The organism is uncultured Chitinibacter sp., assembly GCF_945957625.1.
GTDB lineage: Bacteria > Pseudomonadota > Gammaproteobacteria > Burkholderiales > Chitinibacteraceae > Chitinibacter > Chitinibacter tainanensis.
Map to the genome: position 1 here is coordinate 106,762 of NZ_CAMFLP010000011.1, position 21,494 is coordinate 128,255.

21 protein-coding genes are annotated in these 21,494 nt (G+C 57.3%); 13 read left to right on the top strand and 8 right to left on the bottom strand.

The features are described 5' to 3' along the window. Positions 1-75 precede the first annotated feature (75 nt). Positions 76-2,403, bottom strand: coding sequence for an extracellular solute-binding protein (locus tag QV747_RS12930; protein ID WP_273431480.1), 2,328 nt, complete (start codon positions 2,401-2,403; stop codon positions 76-78). 236 nt (positions 2,404-2,639) lie between these two features. Between QV747_RS12930 and QV747_RS12935 the strand changes: the two genes are divergently transcribed. Continuing rightward, entirely contained in the window at positions 2,640-3,452 is an 813-nt protein-coding gene (locus tag QV747_RS12935; RefSeq protein ID WP_273431482.1) for a zinc-dependent peptidase, read from the top strand. Next, positions 3,449-4,252, top strand: a complete 804-nt coding sequence (locus QV747_RS12940) for a class I SAM-dependent methyltransferase (protein WP_273431484.1) — start codon at positions 3,449-3,451, stop codon at positions 4,250-4,252. Before QV747_RS12935 ends, QV747_RS12940 begins: the two co-directional genes overlap by 4 nt. Positions 4,253-4,324: 72 nt before the next feature. Here QV747_RS12940 and QV747_RS12945 read toward each other — a convergent pair whose 3' ends face one another. Beyond that, positions 4,325-4,942: a nucleoside/nucleotide kinase family protein gene (locus tag QV747_RS12945; RefSeq protein ID WP_273431486.1), complete on the bottom strand. Its 618-nt coding sequence runs from the start codon at positions 4,940-4,942 to the stop codon at positions 4,325-4,327. A gap of 283 nt (positions 4,943-5,225) precedes the next feature. Here QV747_RS12945 and QV747_RS12950 point away from each other — a divergent pair, with 283 nt between their 5' ends. Genes QV747_RS12950 through QV747_RS12965 form a run of 4 tightly spaced genes read left to right on the top strand, consistent with a single transcriptional unit; the run spans position 5,226 to position 7,897 of the window. Further along, positions 5,226-5,801, top strand: coding sequence for an isochorismatase family protein (locus QV747_RS12950; protein WP_273431489.1), 576 nt, complete (start codon positions 5,226-5,228; stop codon positions 5,799-5,801). Then, entirely contained in the window at positions 5,794-5,994 is a 201-nt protein-coding gene (locus tag QV747_RS12955; RefSeq protein ID WP_273431491.1) for a DUF1272 domain-containing protein, read from the top strand. The genes QV747_RS12950 and QV747_RS12955 overlap by 8 nt, the downstream gene beginning before the upstream one ends. Then, entirely contained in the window at positions 5,981-6,922 is a 942-nt protein-coding gene (locus QV747_RS12960; RefSeq protein WP_273431493.1) for an EamA family transporter, read from the top strand. The genes QV747_RS12955 and QV747_RS12960 overlap by 14 nt, the downstream gene beginning before the upstream one ends. Before the next feature lie 3 nt (positions 6,923-6,925). Continuing rightward, positions 6,926-7,897: a GlxA family transcriptional regulator gene (locus tag QV747_RS12965; RefSeq protein ID WP_273431495.1), complete on the top strand. Its 972-nt coding sequence runs from the start codon at positions 6,926-6,928 to the stop codon at positions 7,895-7,897. 63 nt (positions 7,898-7,960) lie between these two features. Here QV747_RS12965 and QV747_RS12970 read toward each other — a convergent pair whose 3' ends face one another. Both QV747_RS12970 and QV747_RS12975 read right to left on the bottom strand, forming a co-directional pair. After that, positions 7,961-8,431, bottom strand: a complete 471-nt coding sequence (locus QV747_RS12970; RefSeq protein ID WP_273431497.1) for an LEA type 2 family protein — start codon at positions 8,429-8,431, stop codon at positions 7,961-7,963. Then, a complete protein-coding gene (locus tag QV747_RS12975; RefSeq protein WP_273431499.1) occupies positions 8,428-8,847 on the bottom strand; it encodes a thioesterase family protein in 420 nt (139 codons plus the stop codon). The genes QV747_RS12970 and QV747_RS12975 overlap by 4 nt, the downstream gene beginning before the upstream one ends. 182 nt (positions 8,848-9,029) lie before the next feature. On the opposite strand from QV747_RS12975, the gene QV747_RS12980 reads away from it, so the two are divergent. From QV747_RS12980 to QV747_RS12990, 3 genes are read left to right on the top strand one after another with little or no spacing between them, the layout of a single operon-like run. Further along, positions 9,030-11,339 (top strand): AsmA family protein, encoded by a 2,310-nt coding sequence (locus tag QV747_RS12980; RefSeq protein ID WP_273431501.1) that lies wholly within the window; start codon positions 9,030-9,032, stop codon positions 11,337-11,339. Positions 11,340-11,341: 2 nt separating this feature from the next. Further along, positions 11,342-12,373: an A/G-specific adenine glycosylase gene (gene mutY / locus QV747_RS12985; RefSeq protein ID WP_273431503.1), complete on the top strand. Its 1,032-nt coding sequence runs from the start codon at positions 11,342-11,344 to the stop codon at positions 12,371-12,373. After that, positions 12,366-12,923, top strand: a complete 558-nt coding sequence (locus QV747_RS12990; RefSeq protein WP_273431505.1) for a hypothetical protein — start codon at positions 12,366-12,368, stop codon at positions 12,921-12,923. The genes mutY and QV747_RS12990 overlap by 8 nt, the downstream gene beginning before the upstream one ends. A gap of 64 nt (positions 12,924-12,987) precedes the next feature. Here QV747_RS12990 and QV747_RS12995 read toward each other — a convergent pair whose 3' ends face one another. The 4 genes from QV747_RS12995 to QV747_RS13010 all read right to left on the bottom strand — a co-directional run bounded on the left by QV747_RS12995 (position 12,988) and on the right by QV747_RS13010 (position 18,123). After that, positions 12,988-14,037 carry an ABC transporter permease gene (locus QV747_RS12995; RefSeq protein ID WP_373317311.1) on the bottom strand — a complete coding sequence of 350 codons (1,050 nt, stop codon included), beginning with the start codon at positions 14,035-14,037 and terminating at the stop codon, positions 12,988-12,990. Further along, entirely contained in the window at positions 14,037-15,107 is a 1,071-nt protein-coding gene (locus QV747_RS13000) for an ABC transporter permease subunit (protein WP_273431508.1), read from the bottom strand. The genes QV747_RS12995 and QV747_RS13000 overlap by 1 nt, the downstream gene beginning before the upstream one ends. A gap of 683 nt (positions 15,108-15,790) precedes the next feature. Then, a complete protein-coding gene (locus QV747_RS13005; protein ID WP_273431510.1) occupies positions 15,791-16,342 on the bottom strand; it encodes a hypothetical protein in 552 nt (183 codons plus the stop codon). Continuing rightward, a complete protein-coding gene (locus QV747_RS13010) occupies positions 16,342-18,123 on the bottom strand; it encodes an extracellular solute-binding protein (RefSeq protein WP_273431512.1) in 1,782 nt (593 codons plus the stop codon). The genes QV747_RS13005 and QV747_RS13010 overlap by 1 nt, the downstream gene beginning before the upstream one ends. A 171-nt stretch (positions 18,124-18,294) precedes the next feature. On the opposite strand from QV747_RS13010, the gene QV747_RS13015 reads away from it, so the two are divergent. Genes QV747_RS13015 through QV747_RS13030 form a run of 4 tightly spaced genes read left to right on the top strand, consistent with a single transcriptional unit; the run spans position 18,295 to position 21,202 of the window. Next, complete coding sequence (locus QV747_RS13015; protein ID WP_273431514.1) at positions 18,295-19,056, top strand: ABC transporter substrate-binding protein; 762 nt, start codon at positions 18,295-18,297, stop codon at positions 19,054-19,056. 24 nt (positions 19,057-19,080) lie between these two features. After that, entirely contained in the window at positions 19,081-19,767 is a 687-nt protein-coding gene (gene tsaB / locus QV747_RS13020) for a tRNA (adenosine(37)-N6)-threonylcarbamoyltransferase complex dimerization subunit type 1 TsaB (protein WP_273431515.1), read from the top strand. After that, positions 19,764-20,273, top strand: a complete 510-nt coding sequence (gene rimI, locus QV747_RS13025) for a ribosomal protein S18-alanine N-acetyltransferase (protein WP_273431516.1) — start codon at positions 19,764-19,766, stop codon at positions 20,271-20,273. Before tsaB ends, rimI begins: the two co-directional genes overlap by 4 nt. After that, positions 20,270-21,202, top strand: coding sequence for a uracil-DNA glycosylase family protein (locus QV747_RS13030; RefSeq protein WP_273431519.1), 933 nt, complete (start codon positions 20,270-20,272; stop codon positions 21,200-21,202). Before rimI ends, QV747_RS13030 begins: the two co-directional genes overlap by 4 nt. Positions 21,203-21,494 lie beyond the last annotated feature (292 nt).

A 21,494-nucleotide genomic window follows, 5' to 3' on the forward strand; every position in this document is an offset into this window, starting at 1 on the left:
ATGCTGCCGAGATGAGATACGTCACAGGGTATCTGCAGCGAAGACAATACAATCAAGGCTTGGCTATATATACCCCTAGAAGCGATTAATCCGCGCTACATCCGCAAAGCGACGGGCTGCTTCTTGGGCGGTCATATTGTCATTGCGCCAGAAGGTGTGCACCACCTCAAACCAGCCCATCCGCACATCATCCTGCACCGCCATATTGTGCGCCCATGATGGCACCAACACGCCTTTGTGCGCCGCATCGGCAAATTCGCGCGCCGACTGGCGGGCGTAATCATCGTAACGTGCCAGATCCACATCCGTACGCGCCGGGATATTACCTTTGTACAGGTTGAATACTTCCTGCCCTTCACGGCTCATCAACAGGCTCACAAAATCTTGCTGCGCGGCGATGGCTTTTGGCTCTTTCAGGCGGAACATGGTGAGCGTATCGGCGGCAAAGCTGTATTCACCATTCAAGGTAGGCGATGGAATGCACAGATAATCCACGCCCTGCTCTTTGCCGGCCTGCACAAACTCACCCTTGGCCCAATCCCCCTGAATAATCAGCGCGGCACGGCCATTCACCACATCGGCGGTGGCCAGATTCCAATCGCGGCCGGCGCTATCTGGCGTGCAATACGGCTTCATCCGGCGCAGGGTTTCCAGCGCTTTGAGCATGGCCGGGCCAGTTAAGGCGCTTTGATCCAGCTGGCTAAAGGCCTTCACATAAAAATCAGCCCCACCCTGCCCCAAGGCCAAGGCTTCAAAAATGGTGGCCACTTGCCAATGCTGATCGCCCAGCGCCAGCATCGGGATATTGGCCTGCGCAAACCGCTCGGCCACGGTGAAAAAATCATCCCAGGTTTTGGGCACATTCATGCCCATGCGTTTGAATAGCGCGGCGTTAATCCACATCATATTCACCCGCGCCACCCCCAGCGGCACCGCGACATACTTGCCATCGGCCTGCATCATCCGATCCAGCACCGCCGGCAAGAGCTCGGACCAGCGCTCGCGGCGGGCGATTTCGGTGAGATCGGCCAGTACACCATCTTTGGCCCAGTTCTGGATTTTGACCCCACCAATCGCCGCGGCGGTCGGCGGATTACCGCCAGCCACCCGCTGCTTGAGCGAGCCCATCGGGTTATCGCCACCGATTTGTGCATCCACCCAGTGGTGATCGCGCTGATTCAGTAGCTCTTTAATCGCCGATACGGCTTTGGCCTCACTCGAAGCCTGCCACCAGTGCAGGACCTCAATATCGGCCAAACGATAACTACCCACGATTTCCAGCAAGCGCTTGGCGCGGTCATCCAGCGACAGAATCGTTTTGCTTGCTTGCTGCAAGGCCGAATCGGTGGCCATGGTCATCACATTAATTTGCTCGGCCGAAGTCGCCATCGACACCGCCGCGGATGATTGCTCGGTGGTCGAATCGGCAATCTGGCGCACCAAGCTCACCACATGATCCATGCGCTGGCGAATATCCAGCATGTGCGAGCGCGCATCATCGGCCAGCGTCACGCTTTGGCCAACTTGTTTGGAGGTGACGGCCATATTGCTGACGGCGCGGTCGGTTTCCAGCCCCACCGATTCAATTTTGCGCGCGATTTCGATCGTGGCCTGACTGGTGCGCTCGGCCAGTTTACGTACTTCATCGGCCACCACCGCAAAGCCGCGGCCTTGTTCGCCGGCGCGGGCGGCTTCAATGGCGGCATTCAGCGCCAGCAGATTGGTTTGATCGGCAATATCTTTAATCACACCGATAATGCCGCTGATCTCGATCGAACGCTCGCCCAAGCCATCCATGGTCGTGCCCAAAGCCACCATGGCATTGGATACCTTGCCGACTTCTTCCGACACCCGCTGCACCGATTCAGCGCTTTCGGTGGAAATATGCTGGGTTTCGGTGGCGACCGCATCCATATCCCGGGCGCTATCGGCAATGTGGTTGATACTGACGGTGATTTGCTCCACCGTGGCGGCTGAAGACGCGGCAAAATCCGACTGGCTGCGCGTGTCTTTGGCCATTTGCGCGGTCACAGCGCTTAATTCATGCAGGCTGATCGCCAGCCCTTCCATTTCGCGCTGCACATCGCGCAATACGCGTTGAAACTTGGCCACAAACTGATTGTAGGCCTCGGCCATTTCGCCTACTTCCCCCGGAAACACCGGCAAGCGCTGGGTGAGATCACCATGCGCGCCCGCCTGCTGGCGAATCGCATCGCGCAGTTCCTGCAGCTGCCCCAGATTACGCCGGGTGGCCAACCATAGCCCCCCCAAGAGCGCGGCCAAACCCACGAGACCAATCAGCCACAAGGTGCCTTGTTGAGTCTCAAGTAGCAGGCTCATCGCCAGCAGGCTCACAAAATACACCCCGCCAGCCAGCATCAGGATCAGAGTACGAATCGGCATATTGTTATTTCCCAGGTCATTCGTTGGTTTTGCGCAGATACGGCGGCCAAGCCGCCAAGGCAAGAGAATAATCGATCTGGCAATTGGGGATCATCGCAAGTCAGCACTTGGCGTGGCAATTGTTGCGCCAATCCCGCAATGCAGCATCCGGCCGCACGATTAATTATGGTTGAGGAATATTGAAAAGAAAGGCCGAGAGGCCATTTGCTAGTAAGAAAAGACGACCGAGACCTGCCATGCTGCAACTGCTTCGCCACCACTACCGCCAATGGTGGCTTAAACGCCACCCGATCGAGGATGCGCTATGGCAACCACTCTCTACCATGCCGATTTTACGCGGGCTGGATGAAGGCGAGATGAAACGCCTGCGCGAGCTGGCGGCCTGGTTTTTGCGCACCAAAACCATCACTCCGGTGGCGGGCATCGAGCTGTCCGACCCGATGCGGGTCATTCTGGCCATGCAAGCCTGTTTGCCGATCTTAAATCTGGGCTTTGATGCCTATGACGACTGGCATGAAGTGATCATTTACCCCAGCCAATTTATTAGTCAGACCCGCGAGCGCGATCTCTCGGGCCTTGTGCACGAAGGCGAGCAGATTTTAGCCGGCCAAGCCCGCAGCGATGGGCCGGTGCTGCTGTCCTGGCATGATGTGATGGAAAGCCCGTGGCTGGATGGCTTTAATGTGGTGATTCACGAGTTGGCGCACAAACTGGATATGCGCAATGGCTACCCCAATGGCGAGCCACCGCTGCATTACGGCATGAATCGCGATGACTGGAAAGCGGCGTTTCAAGCGGCTTATCAAGATTTGCAATGGCGGGCCAATGCCGGCCACCCCAGCGAGATCGATCTGTACGCCGCCACCGATCCGGCCGAATGCTTTGCCGTCTTGAGCGAGATGTTTTTTGAATCACCGCAGGTTTTAAACGCCAATTACCCGCAGGTTTACCGGCAATTACAGCTCTTTTATCGGCAAGACCCCATCGCCCGTCTGAGTCGTGTACGCTATCGCCCCGTCTCTGATCTGGAAGCCTTTGCCGCCGTATGACCGACCTCACCTTAAGCGGCTTGCTCACCGCACACGCCCCAGCCGAACTCATTGCCGAAGCCCAAGCGCTGGGCCTGCCGCTGTGGACTGACATTCCTCCTGAGGCCAGCCATGTATTGTGCTGGCAGGAAGACAGCCTGCGCCTGCAAGCCGTGCATGAAAAAGCCCCGGTGTGGGTTGACCTGGTGGGCGGGGCGGCGGCGCACCGGCGGCAATTTGGCGGCGGCCGCGGCCAACCGGTGGCCAAAGCCGTAGGCATCAAAGGCGATTATCTGCCGCGCGTGCTCGATGCCACCGCCGGCTTGGGGCGGGATGCCTTTGTGTTAGCGAGTTTAGGCTGTCAGCTCACGCTCATCGAGCGTACCCCGGTGGCGTATCTACTACTAAAGGATGGCCTACGCCGCGCAGCGGCCGATACCCAGGTGGCCGACATTGCCCAGCGCATGCAATTGCATTTTGGTGATGCACGCAGCTGGCTGACCGAGCTGGCCGCGGGCAGCGGGCCATTGGCAGCGCAAAGCTTTGATGTGGTTTACCTCGACCCGATGTTTCCCGAGCCGGGCAAACGCGCCAAATCCAAAAAAGACATGGCCGCCTTTCAAACCCTGATTGGTGGCGACCCGGATGCCGACGCGCTACTGGCCCCGGCGCGGCAAATTGCCCGCAAGCGGGTGACCGTGAAGCGCCCGCGCCTGGCGCCCGTACTGGCTGGGGTGAAACCGGATTTTTGTCTGGAGGGCGATAGTACCCGCTTTGACGGCTATTTACCCACTCGCCCGGCCGAGGCCGCGGCCAGCTAAATACTGACCAGCGCAAGGCGGTGATGATGGCATGGCCGGTGATGAGCGCCCGATGCCTGTGCGCTTAAGCCACTAATCCAGACTCAGCTCCAGATCCGCCAGGTGCCGGTGCGCTGCGATGCGCTCGGCATTGGGTTCATCGGTGCTCAGCACCCAGGCTTCGGCTTCAGCCGGGCTGCGCCCAAATTGCTGATGGCGCCAACACAGGCGCTCGCGCCGCACCAGATCGGGCACCGCCAGATAGCAGCTTAAATCCAGCAGCGGGCGCACCTGCTGCCAGCCTAGCTCGGGCAAGAGCAGATAATTCCCCTCGGTAATCACCAGCGGAGTGCGCTCGAGGATCGGAATCGCGCCCGCAATCGGCTCTTCGATTTCGCGGCGAAACGTGGGTGCGTAGATGATCTCATCTGCACCTTGCCGGCGTAGGCGCTGCAGCAGCGCCACATAGCCCGCCACATCGAAGGTATCGGGCGCACCTTTGCGCGCACTGCGCCCCAGCCGCGCCAACTCGACATTGGCCAGATGAAAACCATCCATCGGCACCAACACCGCCTGCTCGCCCAGGGCTGCCAGTAGCCGCTCGGCAATGGTGGATTTGCCCGCGCCGGGCGCGCCCACTAACCCCAAAATCCGCCGCTGCCCGCTCTGGGCCAGCGCTTGCGCCTGATGCACCAAGGCCATGAAATCCATGCTGCACTCCTTGCTGAACAATAGGCTCAGGCTAAAAGTCCTTCGTGCAGCGCACAACAAGGTCTTGCATACACCCCCAGGGTATATAAATAAAACCCATTAAAATTAATAACCAGAACAACATACCCCAACAACTCAATCAGCCTTGCGCTTGCTTCAGCAAATCCCGACCTGCCGCCAGCTGATTGTCTATTTTTGTCCGCTCATTTCACCGCTTTTGCCCTTATCTACGCCAATTACCTCGCGCATACTGGCTTCACCCCATCAACCCAGGAGTCACAAAATGTCCACCGCCTTATTGGTGATCGATGTCCAGCAATCGTTTGAACACCGCCCCTTCTGGAGCACGGCCGATTTACCCGCCTATCAGGCCAATCAGCTCGCGCTGATTGACGCCTGCGCGGCAGCGGCGATTCCGGTAGTGAATATCCTGCATGTCAGCCCCGAGGGCGTCTTTGCCAAAGCCAGCGGCTGGGTGCGGCCGATGCAGTTTTTGCGCCATCAGCCCGCCGCCACCTTTGAAAAAGGCGTGCACAATGCGCTCACCGACTCGGGCCTGCTCGCGTGGCTACAAGCGGGAAACATCAAGCGGCTGATTATCAGCGGCATGCGCACCGAGCAATGCTGCGAAACCACCGCGCGAGTTGGCGCAGATCTGGGCTTTGCGATCGAATTTGTTACCGATGCCACGCTCACCTTCGCCATGCAGGGGCCCGATGGCCGCCACTACAGCGCCAGCGAAATTCAGGCCCGTACCGAGCTGGTCTTGGCGCAGCGCTTTGCCCGACTCTGGACGAGTGCAGCGCTGTGCGCCACACTGCAAGCCAACCCTCACGCGCTGGAGACTTGCCATGCTTGAAATGCGCCCCCATTGCGAGCGCTGCGCGCTAGCGCTTCAGCCCAGCGGCGAAGCCTGGATTTGCAGCTATGAATGCACGTTTTGCCCGGCCTGCGCCCAGCACGATCTGGCGCAGCAATGCCCCAACTGCCGGGGCGAACTGGTGCGCCGCCCGCGCCGCCTAGCTAGCGAGCCCAATTATGCGCTGGCGTGATTACCTATTGGCGCTGGTGGTGGTCAGTAGCTGGGGCTTTAATTTTGTGGTGATCCGCTGGGGGCTGCACGGTTTGCCGCCGATGCTGCTGGGCGCGCTGCGCTTTTTATTGGTGGCGGTACCAGCGGTGTTTTTTATCCCGCGCCCGGCCCTCGCCGCGCGCTACTGGCTAGCTTATGGCGTGGTGTGGGGCGTGGGGCAATTTGGCTTTCTGTTTACCGCCATGCAGGTGGGCATGCCGGCGGGCCTGGCTTCGGTGGTGCTGCAATCGCAGGCCTTTTTCACTCTGCTGTTTGCCGCGCTGTGGCTGGGCGAGCGCTGGCGCTGGTTTCAGCTGGCGGGGCTGCTGGTGGCGGCCGGCGGGCTAACGCTGATTGGCCTCTCGCATGGCGTAGGCTTGGGCGCGATGAGCCTGCTTGGCTTTAGCCTCACCTTGTGTGGCGCGGCAGCCTGGGCGCTGGGCAATATTTTGATTCGCCAGCTTAGCCGCCAGGGTATTGCCTTCCAAGCCAGTCATTTTCTAATCTGGGCGGCGATACCCCCGATTATTATTTTCTCGCTACTGAGTCTGTGGCTAGATGGCCCAACCGCCATCGCCACCGCCATTCGCGATATTTCACTGCGCTCGATTTTGGCCGTGCTGTATCTGGCCTGGGTGGCCACGATCTTGGCCACCTCGATCTGGAACCGGCTGCTGCAGGACTATTCGGCCAATCAGGTAGCGCCGTTTAGTTTGCTGGTGCCGTGGTTTGGCCTCGCCAGCGCGGCCTTATTGCTAGATGAAGCACTGCTGCCGCAGCAATGGCTGGGGGCGGCGATTTTGATGCTGGGTTTGCTGCTGAATGTGTTTGGCGGGCGCTTAGCAGGCTTGCCCACATTGGGGCGCGGGCTGGCCAACAAGCTGGGCTGGGCCCCGCGGCAGGGTTAAAACATGCGCGATGTGTATTTTGTCCTCAGCCCACACTTTATGTTGCTGGATCTGGCCGGCCCCGCCGAAGTGCTGCAAATCGCCCGCGAACATGGTGCGGCGCTCAAGCTGCAGCTGGTAGCGGCCGAGCCTGAGCTGCGCTCGTCGATTGGGCTGATGCAACACCGGCTCGACCCGCTCCCCAGCCCGCTACCCGCCGGCGCCTTGGTGATGCTGATTGGGGTGCAAAATTCGCGCGAGAATCTGCGCCTGCCGGCCGCGCAAGCCATTGTGAGCTGGCTGCAGCGCGAATTTGATCCTCAGCAGCACCAGCTGGCCGGGATTTGCTCGGGCACCATGCTGGCCGCGCAGGCCGGCTTGCTGGCGGGGCGACGCTGCACCACCCACCATGCGCTGATCGAACGTCTACGCCAAACCGCGCCACAAGCCTTGGTGGAAGAAAACCGGCTGTTTGTCGAAGACGGCCCCATCGCAACCAGCGCCGGAATTACCGCCGGCATCGATCTGGCGCTGCATATTTTGGCGCGCGAGTTTGGCCCGGCGCTCACACAAAGCGTAGCGCGGGAAATGGTGATCTGGCTGCGCCGCAGCGGCAATGATCCGCAGCTCTCGCCTTGGCTCGCACACCGCAATCATTTGCAGCCGCTGGTACACAAAGCGCAAGATTTACTCAGCGCCGAGCCGCGCCAGCGCTGGACTTTAGCAACCCTGGCCAATACATTGCACACCACGCCGCGCACCCTTAGCCGGCAATTTGCCCAGGCCACCGGCATCAGCCCGCATGCGTATCAGCAAAGCCTGCGCCTGGCGCTAGCGCAGCAATTATTGGGCAATCCGGCCTTGAGCATTGAAACCGTGGCGCTGGAAAGCGGCTTTAGCTCGGCGCGCGATTTTCGCCGGGTGTGGCAGCAGCAATTTGGCCGCTTACCCAGCGCAAGTCGCGGCGAAGCTGGCGAGCTGGATAGCCAGGTATAGCGCTAAGATCCATACTCGATAATGCCTACAGACGTATACCTAATCGGGTATCTATCCATGCCATTAGTTACCGAGGATATTGAGCTCTCCAGTGCGCTCGAACGACAAGCCGCCCGGCAATAGCGGCGCGTACACTTTGCCGGTTAGTTCGTACTTCAGCTTGGCGCTACCCAGCTGCAAAGCCTGAATTTGCTTAAATACGCCCGAGAGATTGGTGGTGACATTCAGCTTCACCACTTTTTCCCCCAGCCGCGGCAGATCGAGCTTTTCGTTCGTGACGCCTTGGGCAAAGTGCTGGCCATTGAGCGCGACTTTCACCTGCAGGCCATCGAGCGGAATCTCATAATTATTCGGGTTTTGCACCCGCAGATGCAGCACAAACTGCTGCTCAACGAGGCCAAGTTTGCCCACCGAAATGCCAGCCAGGCTCACCTGCGGCTTTTCAAAACCATTCGGAATCACGCTGCATGAGCTCAGCAGCACAACCGCGCAGCAGTACAGCAGCAGCTTTTGCACTAAACGCGCCCACATCATGCGCCCTCCACGGCATACTGCAGGCGGCGCAAACGCTCGCCTAGCTCACCGACCAGGCTTTGTGCGCCTTGCTCGCGTGGGTGCAGCACGGCAAAAGTGACCTCGGCTTCGGCCACCAGCTTGCCATTGTCTTGGCGCACAATGCGCTGCTCGATAACGCCGTCTTTCTCTCCCAACGTGGCCAGGCGAGTGTGAATCAAGAGCTCATCGCCCATAGTGGCCGGGCGTTTGTAGCGAATATCAATGCGGCTCACCACCAGCGCTAATTCGCGCTCGGCATACCATTGCACGCCACCGTATTCTTCCAGCAGCGCCCAGCGGGCCTCTTCCAGAAATTCCAGATAGCGGGCGTTATTCACATGGCCGTATAAATCCAGATGAGAACCACGGACTTTAATCAGAGTAGGCGTTGCCATAAAAACTCATGTGGGTTGCGATTGGTGCCCCGATCATAATGCGCTTTAATCCGCTGCGCCATGTCTGCGCCACGCCAGCGGTGCGGGCAGGTGCGGCGTGGCAATGGGGTTTTTCACATCCTGCTTTTGTTTCAGCGCTTTCTTATGGATAATCGACCGATTCGCGCGTTTAGAAAGTGGTTATGGATTGGCGTCATTCCCGTCCGGTACGGATATTAATATTACTGCTGTTCACCCTGAGCCTATTGCTGGGGGTGCTGCCCTACTTTCTGTCGTCCGACGCCTTACGCCAGCAGATCATCACGCAGGTCGAAAGTGATACCGGCCGCAAGCTCAATATCAGTGGCCGCGCGCAACTGGTGTTGCTGCCCCGCCCTGCGCTGCTAGTCAGCAACGCCACGCTCTCCGAACCTAATGACAGTACGATTTTTGCCCACGCCGATCGCATTAAAGTCGTGCTGCGCCTTTGGCCGCTTTTGAGCCAGCAGGAAACCGTGGTTCACGCTATCGAAATCGATGAGCCCGAACTCAATATCGTGCGCAACGAAAACGGCGCTTATAACTTCGAAGACCTTCTGCGCCCGCGCAACGATAAAATCAAAGTCGCGCTGGATAATCTGACCTTCAATCAGGCGCGCCTGAGCTGGAAAGACGAATTCATCGGCGAAGCCGTGACCATCTCGGCGCTGGATTTGCGCATGAGCGAGCTCACCGATCCGAAAAAAGGTCAACTGAGCATCGGCGGGCATATTGCGATTGGCGATGATCCGAAGCAGCCCCTGTGGCTGGGCAATATCACCGGCGAAGCCGCCATGCGCTATCTGGAAAAAGAGCGCACGCTGCGGGTTGCCGATATTCAATTCGATATTGTGCAATCCGGCGAAAGCGCACCCGATTGGCAACTAAAACAAGCGCAACTGCAAGCACGCGGCAACCTGAATTATGGCTGGGCGCCGCTTAAGCTCACCGGCGGGGATATGTCGGTGGCCATCAGCGCCGTGCGGGCGGGCCAGCATTGGAGCGGCCAGGTCGATGTGCCGGAAATCAAGCTCACCGATAGCGCCCTGAATCTGCACCGGCTGAAAATGCAGCTGGCGATGAAAGACCAGCAGACCGAGCTGGCCGTGAATACCAGCATCCCCACACTGGGTGGCGCGCATCGCTCTTTCCTGCGCACCAATAATGCCCAGATCAATGTGCGCTATAAAAGCCCGCAGCAGCAGCTGAATCTGCAATACAACAGCCCGCTGGAGCTCTATCGCGGCTCGCTCATTCGGCTGGCCGATTACAAACTCAACGGCAATTACACCAACCGTAGCCTGCCACGCGGGGCCATCCGCTTTGAGCTGGATGGCCGTGGTGATCTGGATTTGCGCAATGAAATCCTCAATCTGGAAAGCAGCGGCAAGCTGGATGGCGAAAACGTCACAACCCAGATCAATATGGAGAACTTCCTCGCGCCGCAATACCGGCTGAATCTGGATGTAGCCAAGCTCGACCTCACCCCGTATCTGCCAGCCGTGACGGCCGGCGCCAAGACCGTTGATCATGCAGCGCAGCTGGATTTATGGTGGCTCAAAGAGCTGAACGCCATCGGCGCCATCCGCATAGGCGAGCTGGTCTTACAAAATATGCACGTCGATGATCTATCGATGAAGCTGATCGCCCGCAACCAGCGCCTGGTGCTCGACCCGCTCTCGGCCACCATTTACGAAGGCCGCCTCAATGGCCGCGCCGAAATCGATGCCAGCAAAAAACCGGTGTATTTCCGCCTCGAGCAAGTGCTGAGCAATATGAATATCAACACCCTGCTCACAGATGTGATCGATAGCAGCCGCTTTGAAGGCCGCAGTAATCTCACCATCGACATCGCCGCCGTGGGCAATAAGCTTTCCGATCTGCGCCACACCGCCGGCGGCACCGTGCGGGTAAGCCTGAAACAGGGCGCAATTCGCGGGATTGATATTCCCGCCTTGCTCAATAGCGCCAGCCAGCAAATCAAGCTGATGAATGGGCAAATCACCCCTAGCGCGCAAAAAGATGCCCGCACACAATTCTCGGCGCTCAACGCCACCTTTAATCTCAAGCATGGCGTGGCCAGTAATAACGACCTGAATGTTAGCGCGGGGATCTTGCGGCTAGCCGGTGCCGGCCAGATTGATCTGGGTCGGGGTGAAATTGATTACCGCATGCAAGCCAGTGCCAACTCGCAAGTGAGTGCACTCAGTGGCTTGGCCGGCCTTGTGTTGCCCATCAGCTTTACCGGCCCGCTCAATGCGCCGGTGTATAAAGCCGACTACAGCAGCTTAAAAGAGCAGCTGGTGGCCAAACAGCAAGCCGAAGCGGCGGCCCGCGTGCGCGAGGCCGAACGCAAAGCGGCCGCGGCCAAAGCCAAGGCGGAAGCGGAACGCAAAGCGGCCGAACGTAAAGCGGCGCAGCAAAAAGCCAAGGCCGCTGCCAAACCCACTCCCAAACCCAGTAAGCCCCGCTAAGCATGTCTGATTTTGCAACTCGCCTGATCGCCTGGCAGCGAGAACACGGCCGGCATGGCCTGCCGTGGCAAGTGGCTGATGGCTATCACGTCTGGCTGTCGGAAATCATGCTGCAGCAAACGCAGGTGACGACGGTACTCGATTATTACCCGTGCTTTCTGGCTAAATTCCCAACGATTTTTGATCTCGCCGCGGCGCCGCTCGATGATGTGCTCGCGCTATGGAGCGGGCTGGGCTACTACACTCGCGCGCGCAATCTGCACAAATGCGCGCAAGCCGTGGTGGCGCAATACGGCGGCCAATTTCCCAACGATCCGGTACTGGTGGCCGAGCTACCCGGCATTGGCCGCAGCACCGCCGCAGCGATTACAGCCTTTTCATACGGCACCCGCGCGGCGATTTTGGATGGCAATGTCAAACGTGTGCTCACGCGCTGGGCCGGCATTGAGGGCTATCCGGGCGTGAAAGCGGTGGAAAACCGGCTGTGGGATTTGGCCAATGCCTTGCTACCAACCGCAGGCATCGAAGCCTATACGCAAGGGCTAATGGATTTGGGCGCCACCGTTTGCACGCCGAAAAAACCAAGCTGTTTAACCTGCCCGATGAGCGCCGATTGCCAAGCGCGATTATCCAATCGCCAAGCCGAGCTTCCAACGCCCAAGCCGAAAAAAGCCGTGCCGGAGAAATCAACCGTGATGCTGATTATCCGCAACGCGCAAGGGCAGATTTTGCTGCAAAAACGCCCGCCTACCGGCATTTGGGGCGGGCTGTGGAGCTTGCCCGAGGTTGCAAGCACCCTTGCGGCTAGTGAACTGGCGGCACAGCAATTCGGCCTCGAGATCGAGCTGGAGCCAGCCCTGCCCGATTTTGTGCATGTGTTTACCCATTACAAACTGACCATCACGCCGCAGCCTGCATATGCAATTGCGGCTAGCGCTCTGCATGAATCAAATGCGCAGTGGTTTAACATTGATGCTGCACTAGCTGCAGGGATACCCACGCCGATTCGTAAAATACTACAAAAACGTGACTAAAACCGTTATTCCCGAAGTACGAATTTGTCGCACTAAAGCCACTCAGACGCTGAGCAACTGGGCAGCCTTACTTTTACTATTGCTACTAATAATCAGTTTGTTACCGCTAGGCTTTTTGCTGAGAGAATTTTTTGGACCCCTGATCGGCCGCAATGGAATGATGCTCACCGTGGGCATCGTTGGCCTGTTGTGGATGGCCTATGAATGGCAGCGCCCCCGGATTCAACAGCTCTGGCCACATAGCCGATATGTGTTCGACCACGAACAACAAACATTGCATAAAGAAATTCGCAACGCGTATGTTTTGCTCTCGCAAAGTAAGGCTATTTCAGTGCAAGAGTATGAATTTCTATATGCCGACCACCATGAAAACCATCCTTCAGAGGGCGGTGAAATTCCGATGTCGGGTGATATCTATTTGTTTAGTTATCGTCACCCGCAAATTCGTCTTTGTACCGTAGCGGGCAACCATGAGGACTTAATTATCATCGCCCAAGAACTTGCTGAACTATTGAATTTGCCTTACAAAGACTACTCTAAGTTAATCTAAACAATACCGAATACTGTATAACTTTGTAGCCCAATATTGAAAAGGGCTTGGCGGCTATACTCTCCTATTTAGCCCTTGGATCCAGCGCCGCGCGCAGCCCTTCCCCAATCATCACCAGCAAGAGCATCAGCGTCAGTAGCACCGCAAAGGTGCTCAGCGAAATCCACCACGCATCCAGATTGGCTTTACCCTGCGCCAGCAATTCGCCTAATGACGCCGTTTGCTGGCCCACGCCCAGCCCCAGAAAATCCAGGCTAGTTAGCGCCAAAATCGCCGCGCCCATGCGAAACGGCAAAAACGCCAGTACCGGCGTCAGGCTATTGGGCAGCACATGGCGGCGGATAATCTGCCAGTGGCTCAGCCCCATAGCCCGCGCAGCCAGCACATAATCCTGACTGCGGGTACGTAAAAACTCGGCCCGGGTGTAATCGGCCAAGCCCAGCCAGCCAAACAGCGTCATTAAAATCAGCAGCAAAGTCAGGCTAGGCTCAAATATCGCGCTGAAAATAATCAGCAAATACAGCTCTGGCAAAGAGGCCCAAATCTCACTCACCCGCTGGCCAAATAGATCAATCCGCCCGCCAAAATAGCCCTGCAGCCCGCCGATGAATACGCCGAGCAGCGAGCCCGTTAAGGTCAGCGCCAAGGCAAACAGCGCGCTGGTGCGAAAGCCATAAATCAGCCGCGCCAGCAAATCGCGGCCCTTGTCATCGGTACCCAACCAGTTTTCGCTGGAAGGCGGCGCCGGATTGGGCGCGCTGGCAAAGTAATTCAGCGTATCGGCGCCATAGCGATTGGGCGGAAACAGCGCCCAGTTGCCGCTTTGCTGCAGCTGTTGCTGGATAAACGGGTCAAGATAATCAGTGGGGGTGGGGAAATCGCCACCAAAGGTGGTTTCCGGATAATCCTGCAGCAGCGGCGCATACCACTGCCCCTGATAGCGCACCAGATAAGGTTTATCGTTGGACAGCAGCTCCGCGCCCAAACTCAGTAGCAACAGCGCGGCAAACAGCCACAGGCACAAATAGGCGCGCCGCTGGGCCTTAAAGCGCGCCCAGGCGCGGGCCCAATAGCCTTGCTCCGCCATGGCGGTACTGCTGGTGTGATTGTTCATCATGCCCGCTCTCCTACCGCCGCAAATTGCACCCGCGGGTCGACCAAGACATACAAGATATCCGAGAGCAAACGCCCGATCAGTGCCAGCAAGGTAAAGAAATACAAAGTCCCCAACACTACTGGATAATCCCGTCGCAGCACCGATTCATACGCGAGCAGCCCCAGCCCATCGAGCGAAAACAGCGTTTCAATCAGCAGGCTGCCGGTGAAAAACGCCGCGATGATCGCCTCTGGCAAACCCACCAGCAGCGGCAGCGCCGCATTGCGCAAAATATGCCGCCAGAAAATCCGCCGCTCCGATGCCCCCTTGGCCCGCGCCGTGCTCACATACTGTTTATGGATTTCCTCCAAAAAGGCATTTTTGGTCAGCATGGTCAGGCTAGCAAAACCGCCCACCACCATCGCCGTCACCGGCAGCGCCAAATGCCAGAGCAAATCCATCGCCTTGCCCAACACCGAGAGCGTGGCCCAGTCATCACTCATCAGCCCGCGCAGCGGAAATAGCTGCCAAAACGAGCCGCCGCCAAACAGCACCAAGAGCACCACGCCCAGCACAAACGACGGAATCGCATAGCCCACCAGCAACACCAGCGTCGTCGCCGCATCAAAGCGCGAGCCCTGCCGCACCGCCTTGGCCACGCCCAGCGGCACCGCAATCAAATAGGTCAGCAGCAAGCTAGAGATGCCTAGGCTCATCGACACTGGCAGCTTTTCGCGGATTAGCTCGGCCACGCTGGCATGGCGAAACCAGCTTTCGCCCAAATCAAAGGTGGCATAGCTTTTCAGCATCAACCAGAAACGCTCGGGTGCCGGCTGATCAAAACCATATTGGGTTTTGATCTGCGTGAGCTGCTCCTCCGTCAGCCCCCGCGCAGCCTGATATGCCCCGGCCGCAGTGCCTGTGGAGGTATTGCCTGCAGATTCAGCCGCCCCGCGGCCTTTAAGCTGATACATCAGCTGCTCGACTGGCCCACCGGGGACAAACTGGATCACGACAAAGCTGACGAGCAGCACGCCAAAGAGCGTGGGGAGCATTAGCAGCAGGCGTTTGAGGATGTATTGCAACATATTTTCTAATCCACTTTGTAAGTCGGCAATATCCAAAACAAGTCCGACCAATCAGGCATTACCGCTTTTTTTACTCAAAGCTAGGCCTGCTACCGCAGGCGGTAAACCGGCGGTTTCGCCCGCCAGACGAATCAGGGGCAGTCTTGCCTTGCCCCTGATAACCCTAACGCGCCCGATCGACTCGAAACCCCGTATGAAAATGCCACGGCGAGGCGCCGCTACAACTCGCGTCGCGCTAACGTCGCGACGCTCAAACACGACGCGGCTTAAAACCTCGCCGAGTCATTTTCAAACGGCTCGTCTCCACGGGCGATGCGTACTAACCACAATAGGGGTATATCCACCAAATCCATGCGGAATAATCATTCTCAGAGCTATACCACGGCATGTATATGCCATGCTCGTGAAACTAGGGCTTGAATTCCCGTGTAGCGAAAACCGCAGCAAGGAGAGAGACAAACGGCCTTTTGTTTGGCTCTCGACGCGGCAAGGGCAGCGCGGAGCGCTTTTCGCCCGGGTCGCCTTCTCTTGCTTACTTCTCTTAGCGAAGCAAGAGAAGTAAGTGCCGCGGCGCATAGCCGCCAATCCAAGCTCTATACATCAGCGAGAGTCGGATAACGCCTACGGCTCATCCGGAGTACGCGCTATAAATTTATATAAACTATTCCTTCCCAAGTAACGGATCAAGAATTGCTTTTCAACCAATACAGACCAACCCCAACAAAAATAAGAACACCTCCACCGACAATATTTGCAGCAAGTTCACTATTTTTATTTTCTCTAACGAATGAACTCAAATAAATACAACCATCATCCAATTTGAAACATTTCGAACGTGCAGTTATCGCGTCAAGCAAACTAGTAGCTTCTTGCAGACTCTCAAATACATTATCACCATCAAATAAAAACACCTTTGATAGATTAAATTTTTGATCAAACCTATACCTAGCGGCAATTCGATACCGAAAACGCTCGCCGGCATATCCTGGCAACCTAAATCGCTCAATAAATACATCATCAATACAACAATCTATCTCTTGACAGATTGTGTTGCTATACATTTTCCTATAATCAGCAATTGCCTTCAAAGCAAGGAGACAACCTCCACTGATAAAAAACAATGGCAGCCACTCCTCAAATAACCCTGCCACCGCAAAAATTGATAACCCAGTAAAAAGACCAACAAATAGAGGTTTTGAGTTGACACCAACATCTTTTATTTCGTAAAAACTCATCACTTCACCCACCACGTCGCCAACATCCAATCCCCCGCCTGATAATACCGCGGCATGGTTTTTGGCATGGCAAACCGATCCCGCCATGCCACGCGATGCGTGGCGCTGTACCAGTGCGGGATAATGTAATGCCCGGCCAGCAAGGCGCGATCGAGGGCGTGGACGGCGGTGATTTGGGCAGCGCGGTTCGGCGCGGCCAGCACGTGGCCGATTAGCGCGTCGATCGCGGGGTTTTTAATGCCGATTACATTGCTGCTGCCCTTCACATCGGCCGCTTTACTACCGTAGTAATCGAGCAGCTCTTGCCCCGGGCTTTGCACATCGGGAAAGCGCAGTACCGTCACGTCAAAATCAAAGCTATCCAGTCGGCGCTGATACAAGGCGAAATCGATATTACGCAGCTTGGCCGTAATGCCCAGCTTGGCCAGATTGCGCGCCAGTGGCGGGAATACGCGCGCCATCGCGCCACCGTCGTCCAGAATCTCAAACGTAAACGGCTCGCCCTTGGCGTTGCGCAGTGCGCCGTCGCGGTATTCCCAGCCGGCTTGTTTTAATAATTCACGCGCTTGGCGTAGATTGTCGCGCAGCGAGTTAGGTGGATTAGTGTTGGGGGGCGCGGGTAGCTCACCAAACACCGCCGGCGGCAAATGTTTCGCCAGCGGTTTTAATAAAGCTAGCTCTGCCTCACTCGGCTTGACGCTGGCCGCCAGCTGGCTATTGGCGTAAAAGCTATTGAGGCGCACGTATTGGCTGTAAAACAGCTGGCGATTGAGCCATTCAAAATCCAGCGCCAGCCCCAAGGCTTGCCGTACGCGGAGGTCGGCAAATAGCGGCTTGCGGATATTCAGTACATAGCCTTGCATGCCGCTGCTGTTGTGGTGGCGCAATTCGCGCTTGAGGATTTCGCCGCTGCGAAATTTCGGCCCCTGATATTGGCGCGCCCAGTTGCGCGCGCTGTATTCGGTAATGAAATCAAACTCGCCGGCCTTGAAGGCTTCCAGCCGCGCGGTTTCGTCCTGATAGTAGCGGTAGGTGACGCGCTCGAAATTATATTGCCCGCGCCGCGCCGGCTGCTGCCAGCCCCAATAATCGCTACGACGCTGATAGCTGATACTGCGGCCGAGCTTGAAGGCGGCAATTTGATACGGGCCGCTGGCGATCGGTGGCTCGAGTGCAATCTGGTCTAGCCGTTTGCCGGCGCCCCATTTATGCGAAAACACCGGCAGGCTACCGACGATTTGCGGCAGCTCCCGATTGGCCGTGCTAAAGCGGTAGCGCACGGTGCGCGCATCAAGCACCTCGCACGCCAGCACATCCGCGAGCTGAGCGGCAAATTGCGGTGCGGCATAGCGACTGCGCAGCTGGGTGTAGCTGTGCAATACATCCTGCGCGGTAACCGGATCACCATTATTAAAGCGGGCCTGCGCATTCAGCCGAAAAGTAACCGCCTTGCCATCGGGCGCCACGCGGATATCGTCGGCCAACAGGCCATACATGGTGGCGGTTTCATCCAGGCTCATAACGCCCAGCGATTCAAACATCAGCGCGCCCAGCCCTGCGGCGGGTGTGCCCTTCAAGATCAGCGGATTAAAGCTGTCAAAGCTATTGCGCCGGTCGGGATTGGGCAGCAAGAGCTGGCCACCGGGCTTGGCCGCCGGATCGGCATAGGCAAAGTGGCGATAATCAGCGGGGTATTTGGCTGCATCACCCAAAGTATAAGCATGCCCGGCCCATACACTAGGCAGGTATAGCAGCAGGCAACTGAGCAGGATTTTTTTCATACTGCCTATCTTAATCTAAAGCTCCGCCGCCCTCCTTGCGCCAACCGTTTGGCGTCACAAATGCAAGACAATCAGCGAAAAACAGATGTCAGGCCGGCATTTCGCCGCTAGATTGAAGGCATGCTCAATCTGCGCCCCCACTCCCTTTTGCTACTGCCTATGTTGCCGCGAATGTGTCTAGTCGCGCTGCTGTGGCTTGGCGTGGCTGCGGCGCAGGCCAGCACCCTGAAGGCCTATACCGAGGAATTCGCACCGTTTAATTACACCCGCAATGGCCAGCATCTGGGCCTCGCGAATCAGATTCTGGAACGGGTGGCCCAAGAGAGCGGCATTCGCATCGAGCGCTTCAGCCTACCGTGGCTGCGCGCCGTGCAAGCCAATCAACAAGAGCCCGATAGCATCATCTATACCATGGTGCGTACCCCCGCACGTGATAAGCAATATGTATGGGTGGGGCCGTATGATGATTGCGATTTGGTGATGATGCGGCTCAAACCGCGCACCGACATCGTGATTCAAAATCTCAAAGATGCCGAACGCTATGTATTGGGCGCTCCGCGCGGCGCGGCAGGGATTCAAACCCTACAAAATGCCGGCTTTAATATGAAACGGGTGGATACCACTTCGGCCGAAGAAAATCGCACGGTAAAAATGCTTTTTGCCCAGCGCTTTGATTTATCGGTTGGGCTGTTGATTCCGCATATCTTCAGCGCCCGCGAGCTGGGGCTGGATGCCAGCCAGATTGTGCCGGCCTTTACGCTGGCCAAAGGCTATGGCTGCTATTTTGCATTTAACCCGGCGGCGAATCCGAATTTAGTGAGCCAGTTTCGCGCCGCCTATCAGCGCCTACAAGAGCGCGGCGAGATCGAGCGTATCCGGCAGCAATACCTCGCCAATCCGGGGCAGAATGCTACGCCAAGCGTGGTAAAATAATCTTTTACTTCTGACGGTGCAGGCATGGCTTATCTAGCCTTGGATACCTCTAGCGAACAACTTTCTCTGGCGATTGCCCATGCCGGGCAAATTCACGCCCGCGTGTGGCAGGTGGGCCAGAAACATGCTGAGCTCACCCTGCCCGCCTTGCGCACCCTGCTCACCGAGCTAGGCCTTGAAATGGCCGCAATTACCGGCATTGCTTACCCGCAAGGCCCCGGCTCGTTTACCGGCCTACGTATCAGCTGCGGCATTGCCCAAGGGCTGGCCTTTGCCCGCAATCTACCGGTGGTAGGTGTTTCTACGCTCTTGGCTTTGGCCGAGCGCAGTGGTGCCTTGCAAGCCTATGTCTGTATCGATGCACGCATGAATCAGGTGTATACCGCCGCCTATACGCGAGTGGCGCTAGATCAGCCATGGCAGATGGTACTGGAAGAGCAAGTGTGCGACCCCGATGCGGTACCGCTACCGCCTGGGGAGGGTTGGTTTGGGATTGGCACGGGCTTTGCGGCATATGCCGATGCATTGCAAAAGCGCTTAGGCGCTCAGTTAAGCCAAGTCGCCGCCAGCGAACAAGCTAATGCCGAGCAACTACTGCAACTGGCGCTGCCGCGCTTTGCTAGTGGCGATGTCCAGCCCGCGCATGAGGCCAATCTGGTGTACTTGCGTGACAAAGTCGCGCTAAAAACCAGCGAACGAGTTGCCAAATGACTACCTACCGCATTGCCCGCCTCAGCGCTGCCCATGTCGCCCCATTGGCCGATTTAGATGGTGAAACCAATCCCCATCCGTGGACAGGCAAACAGTGGCTTGATTCGCTCAGCCACCACGACTGCTTTGGGCTCTGGCAAGGCGAGCAATTACTGGGTTTTGCTGTCGCGATGGCGACGCTGGATGAAGCCGAAATTTTGCTGATCGCTATTCACCCCGAGCGGCAAGGACAAGGTCTGGGTCGGCAACTGCTACTGGCAGTTGAACGCGAATTAGCCAATGAAGGTGTACGACAGCTGTTTCTCGAAGTGCGCGATAGCAATCAAAGCGCGCGCGGCTTTTACCAAAGCCTAGGCTGGCAAGAAAGCGGCCGCCGCAAAAATTACTATCCGTGTCTACCAAGCTCGAGTGACAGCCAGTCATCTCTGCGCGAAGACGCGATTCTGTGCAGCAAAGCCTTAGCCATCCCCAGCGCACAGCCGCAAGAAGCTCAGGAGCTGGCATGAATCGGCGCGCAACCGTACTCAACGAGCTGGGGCTCGCGCCACTGTGGGTACGGCGCGAGCAGCTTACCGCCTGGCAAGAAGCAGCGAACAGCGCGACAGACGCTGAAGCTGCGCCAGCAGAGCGTGCACTACCGCATCAAACGACGCCTGCCGTATCCGCCAGCGAGCCTGCATTTACACCCCTCGCGCAAGCGGCCCATCACAAGATTGAAGCGCAACTCGAGCATGCGCCCAGCACGATCACCAAAGCCCCTTCCCAAGGCGCTGCGGCTATTCATCAGGTGCTGCAAGCCCGTAAACCGGGGCACACCCAAACTAGCAACCCAGTACCGGCACAACTCGAAACACAGCTCGACGAGCGCGCCGGCGCGATTGCGCAAATGAATTGGGCAGAGCTACAACAGGCCATTCGCGATTGCACTGCCTGCAAGCTATGCAAAACCCGCACGAACACAGTATTTGGTGTGGGCGACCCACAAGCGAAGCTCGTGGTCGTCGGAGAAGCGCCGGGCGCAGAAGAGGATGCACAGGGCGAGCCATTCGTAGGCAAGGCGGGTAAATTGCTCGACAATATGCTGGCCAGCATTGGCCAGCGCCGCGGCGATGGCGTATTTATCGCCAATGTCCTCAAATGCCGCCCACCGGGGAACCGCAACCCGCAAGTCGATGAAGTGGCGCAATGCGCGCCATTTTTACATCGCCAACTCGAGCTGATTGCCCCCAAAGTGCTGTTTGCCAGCGGCCGTTTTGCCATCTCCAACCTACTGCAAGATGATGCGCCGATTTCAGCTTTGCGCGGCAAAGTGCATCAATATCGCCAGTTGCCTGTCGTGGTCAGCTACCACCCCGCCTATTTGCTACGCAATATGCCCGACAAAGCTAAAGCGTGGCGTGATTTGCTTCTACTGAAAACGACGCTCGAAAAATAAACAAGTAGCACCTTAGCTGTGCAGTTGTAATGGAATAGATATGCCCCACCGGGTATACGCCCATAGCCCCTACAAATTAATAGCCTAGGCAATATACCTCTTCAAACATATTTGCGAGATTTCTTCTCGCAATGCTTTAACGAACAAAAAGCCCAGCTACGCTACGCTGGGCTTTGTTTTGGGGTTAGATTTGCGCCGCTGGCTTGGGCGCGGCCGGTTCGCGGTGCTGGTGTGGTAGAGAGAGAGGAGCATGGTACTGAGGGTTTCGCTTTGCTTTCGTTCTTCACCCCGC